Annotated in this window: 2 protein-coding genes and 1 pseudogene; all 3 read left to right on the top strand. The window is 36.6% G+C overall.

Annotation, left to right across the window (positions count from 1 at the left end):
- The coding region (locus tag T429_RS09955; protein ID WP_034456159.1) for a YadA-like family protein at nucleotides 1–421 on the top strand (421 nt) is incomplete at its 5' end.
- A 569-nt stretch (nucleotides 422–990) separates the two neighbouring features.
- Complete coding sequence (locus tag T429_RS10460; RefSeq protein WP_161629905.1) at nucleotides 991–1,092, top strand: YadA-like family protein; 102 nt, start codon at nucleotides 991–993, stop codon at nucleotides 1,090–1,092.
- An 894-nt stretch (nucleotides 1,093–1,986) separates the two neighbouring features.
- Nucleotides 1,987–4,698: pseudogene (locus T429_RS0108365) on the top strand (hypothetical protein); the annotation flags it as partial.

Below are 4,698 nucleotides of genomic sequence, written 5' to 3'. Positions count from 1 at the left end.
GAAGGAAGCTATCAATGGCGGTCAATTGCATGATTATACGGAACAGCAGATGAAGCTAGTTCTTGAAGATGCGAAGAAGTATACGGATGAACATATTACTGATATAGTCAACAATGGTGTTAGTGAGTCCAAAGCATATACAGATATGAAGTTTGAGACGTTAAATTATGCCGTTGAGGATGTCCGCAAGGAAGCAAGACAGGCTGCAGCTATTGGTTTAGCGGTATCTAATTTGAGTTATGATGATACGCCAGGAAAATTAAGCTTTTCATTTGGTAGTGGTTTGTGGCGTAGCCAATCTGCCTTTGCTATCGGTGCTGGTTATATGTCTGAAAATGGAAAGATTCGTTCTAATGTGTCAGCAACGAGTGCTGGAGGTCATTGGGGCGTAGGTGCTGGATTTAGGATTACATTGAACTAACAGTAAAAAATTCAAAAATAAATTTCCCTTCTCTTAAAATTAAGATGAAGGGAAATTTCTTTAAACACTTACGAATACCGATAGGGAATAAAGGAGTATTATCAACAGATATGCTTATTTTACTTTTTCACTGGTAAGTGCGTTGTGAAAAAATCAATTATCATATTAAAGTGGAGCGATTTGAATATGCTGTATTTTCTCTGACTTTTATTGTTTTATAAAGAGTATTCCTTGGAACTTTAAAGGTTGTCTTTTTGTCATTATAACAAAGAAAGAAATAAAATAGTGCCCTTAATCATAAGGGTATAATTTTTGCTGATAAAAATATGCAATGCGTTTTTTATAATGTTGCTGATGGTTAGACTACAGGGGGCAAGTATTATCAGTTGCTATTTTCACTCGAGATCCTTTGTATGATTATACGGATGAATGCTTTAACAATATTGTCAATGTTAATGAGGTAAAATCTTATACAGATATAAAGAGTTTGAAGCATTAAGGTATGAAATTAAGGAAGTTCGCAAAAAGAATCCAGGCGGACAGCAGCGATAGGTTTAGCGGTATCAAATTTGAGTTATGAAGATACGCTAGGTTCTTTAATTTTATCGATAGGAACGGGGACATGGCGCAATCAATCAGCTTTTGCTGTTGGAGCAGGTTATATGTCTTAAAATGGCAGAATGCACTCTAATATATCCGCAATGAGTTCTAGTAGGCATAGGGTATAGGAGAAGATTTAAGAGTGAAACTGAATTGATAATGATAAGTTTAGATTTCTGATGCGTTCTACATTTACACTTATGCAGAATAAGGAATATTTTAGCTTTAGAATGAGCTTTATAGAGCAACATACTTATGAATTCTCATTATTTTTCTAAAATTTTTTACTTAAATTGTTGAAAAAAGATCACATGTTTCTGTAAAAAATATTTAAATTGATAAAAATTGTTATTTTTTTGTTGCTATTTTATTACAGAAAGAATATGACTCATAAAGTATATTAGTAAGACTCATTTTGATAAATAACAATTCAAAAAGGGGGAAGTAATGCGTAAAAATCAGAAATATATAAAAAAACAAGATTTATATTGCTGCATTATGCTGAATAAAAGAGCATACTAGCTAAAAGATTCCCATCTTCTTACATAATCTAGGATTCCCTTAAGTATTGCGGCTCTTTATTTGTAAATCACAAAAAAATTACTTCTTAATATGAAGAAATTCACAGAAAACAATATCCTTTGTGGTCTTATCACGTGATTAATCATCTAAAAAAACACCTGTAATATTTAAATCCCTTAAAGATTTCTTCTAAAAACCTAGGTGATAAACCACAGGTCCAATTCCATTAGAATCTAAATGTACCCTTTTATGTTTTTATAAACATATTTCCCAAACTTCTCATTTAGACTTCATTACAGAAAGCACACACAAAACACTTAAAACGTCTTTATTCAAAGAGGCACTCTCAACTTCCAATTATACCCAACCGAGTGGCTAACAGAAAAATATGTCTTTTTTATGTTTTGGATGTGTTTTCAGATTTTTTCATTGGAGAGTTTGTTATGAAAAAATTATATGCCACACAAAGAGCGAGTCATTTCAAAGTTTCTCGTTTTTCTTTTGTTAAAGCACTTTCATTAGCCGCAGCAGCTACATTTTTATCAAATAGTTCGCCTGTTTATGCGAAAAGTTTTGATATAATAGAACAAGTCCTTCAAAGTATAGAGAAAGCAACAGCAGTTTATTCTCAAGGCGAGGATAATCAGAACAATTTTAACAATTATCCTTCATCCACGGCAGGTTATTTAACGGCGGTGAATACAAAGCTAGCAGCAAAAGTGAATGCTTCTAGTGATTATGCAAATTTTTTAAATAATACACTTTATGAGAAAAGAAAGCCTATCATAAATATTTTGGCTGGAAACGATAGTTCTACACAGCAAGATGGAAAAAATATATTCAGGTCTGAGTTTGTTAATCGAGAAACAAAACTTTTGAGTCCTTTAGCTTCCACGAATAAGAAAGCAAGAGCTATACAACCGATAATTTTTAGCGCTAATGCAAAAAATATGAGCATTGACGATGTGGATTCTGATGATGCTCCTGATTTGTCTGTGAGAAGGGTAATTTCAAGAGCTAAAAGAGATGTAAATGCAAGAGACTATGATGCTGGCCACCCTATTGAGATGGGTTTTCAAGCGCATGCAAAGCTTCATGATACCATAGCATTAGGACCGGTGGCAGAGACGAAGGTTGAACAGGGAATTGCTATTGGCTTCACTGCTTTATCTACTGGGGGTAAGAATAGCATTGCGATAGGTTCCGCTCTAGCCTATTCTGCAAATGAATCAGATAGAACAGTTGCAGGTGCTGAATATGCAATAGCTTTAGGTAGTAAAGCGCATAGTTATACTAAGCAGGCGATTGCTATTGGTTATGACTCAAAGGTCACAAAGGATGCATTGTATGGGATTGTTATAGGTCCTCAGGCGCAAGTGGCAAAAGAAGATAGCATAGCTATAGGTCGCATGGCACATGCTTTGGGGAAAAGCAGCACCGCACTAGGTTCCGAATATAATGAAAAAAATCAGAATGATTATACAACCGCCAAGGGTGATTATTCAACAGCTTTGGGTGCTGTTTCTAAAGCTTTGGGGTATGGTTCAACAGTCGTTGGTCATCGTTCCTATGCAGCGGAAAAAGAGGCAGTTTCTATAGGATTTTATTCAAGAGCAAAAGCAGATCACGCTGTTGCTTTAGGTGCTGATTCTATAGCGACCGTTGAAGCTGGTGTTGCAGGTTATAGCCCTTTTTTACAGGGTGTAGCGACAGATACGACCTTTACATGGAAAAGTACTTATGGTGCCGTGAGTGTTGGTGATCTTGCTAACAGTAAAACACGACAAATTGGAGGAGTCGCGGCGGGTAGTGCGAATACTGATGCAGTGAATGTTGCGCAGCTAAAGTCATTACAAACCTATGTAGACAAAGGTTGGAAACTATCTGTTGACGGTAAAAATGCTAAGGTTGTGGGAATAGATGATACGGTAGATTTTGCAGCTGGAAGTAAAAATTTTGAAATTACCAAAGGTGAGGGCGATAATAAGGTAAAATTTGATCTCGCGAAGTATATTACACTTAATAAGATAACACTAGGATCTAATACTCTAGATGCAACAGGTTTCAAAATTGCGAATGGTCCGCAAATAACGACTGATGGTATTAATGCCGGAGAAAAAATAATCACAGCTGTTGCAGATGGAAAAATTTCTCCAAGTTCAAAAGATGTAATCAATGGCTCCCAGCTTTACACTCTTGCTAATTCGATTGCTGGGACTCTTGGTAGTAATAATGTACATATCGATGAAAATGGGATTATTGTAAGCAGCGTTTACTATTCTAATGGTGTTGATGCTGATGGAAATATAACCAAAGATGGCTATCAAACTGTTGCGTCTGCACTTGAAGGAATTGGTCAAAGCTTTGAAAATGTTCTCAACCATTTTGATAAAAAAGTAGCAGATGTCGTCAAAACGGCTCAGGACGATTCCTTGTTATGGAGTGATGATGCCGAAGCTTTTGTAGCTAAGCATAAAAAGGCAGGAGATGAAGAAGGTAAAGCAAAAACTGCAAGCAAGATCACTTCTCTCGCACAAGGTGATATTAACGCTACCTCTACCGATGCAATCAATGGCTCTCAGCTTTATACTTTAGGTGACAATGTCGCGAAGTCTTTCGGTGGTGGTGCTCGTTATGAGAATGGCAAATGGAGTGCGCCAACTTTTACAGTGAAAACTGTTAACGGAGAGGGTGAGGAAGAAGAGAAGACTTATAAGAATGTCGCAGCTGCTTTTGAAGGTGTTGGTACTTCTTTTACAAACGTTCAGAATAAATTTACCAAGGAGATTACCAATCAGATTAATAATGCGATTACCAATGTACAAGGTGATAGCCTTATTAAGAAAGATAAAGAAACAAATCTCATCACGATTGGTAAAGAAGTATCAGGCAGTGAAATCAATATTACCAATAGAGAGGACAAGGCACGAATCCTTTCTGGTGTAAAAGCTGGTACTAAAAGCACCGACGCTGTAAATTTTGCACAGCTAAAAGAATTGGCCGAAGGATGGAAAATTAGCAAGACTGGCGGCGATTTCAAAGATGCTATCGCTGATGGGGAATCTTCAGTTGCTATAGGCTCTGGGGCATCTGCATCTGCTTCTGCTGCTGTAGCTTGGGGGTTGAACTCGCAAGCAACGGTGAATGGAGGAATT

The sequence above is a fragment of the Bartonella elizabethae F9251 = ATCC 49927 genome, from assembly GCF_000518165.1.
Classification (GTDB): domain Bacteria; phylum Pseudomonadota; class Alphaproteobacteria; order Rhizobiales; family Rhizobiaceae; genus Bartonella; species Bartonella elizabethae.
This window is presented reverse-complemented; position numbering and strand designations above follow the sequence as displayed.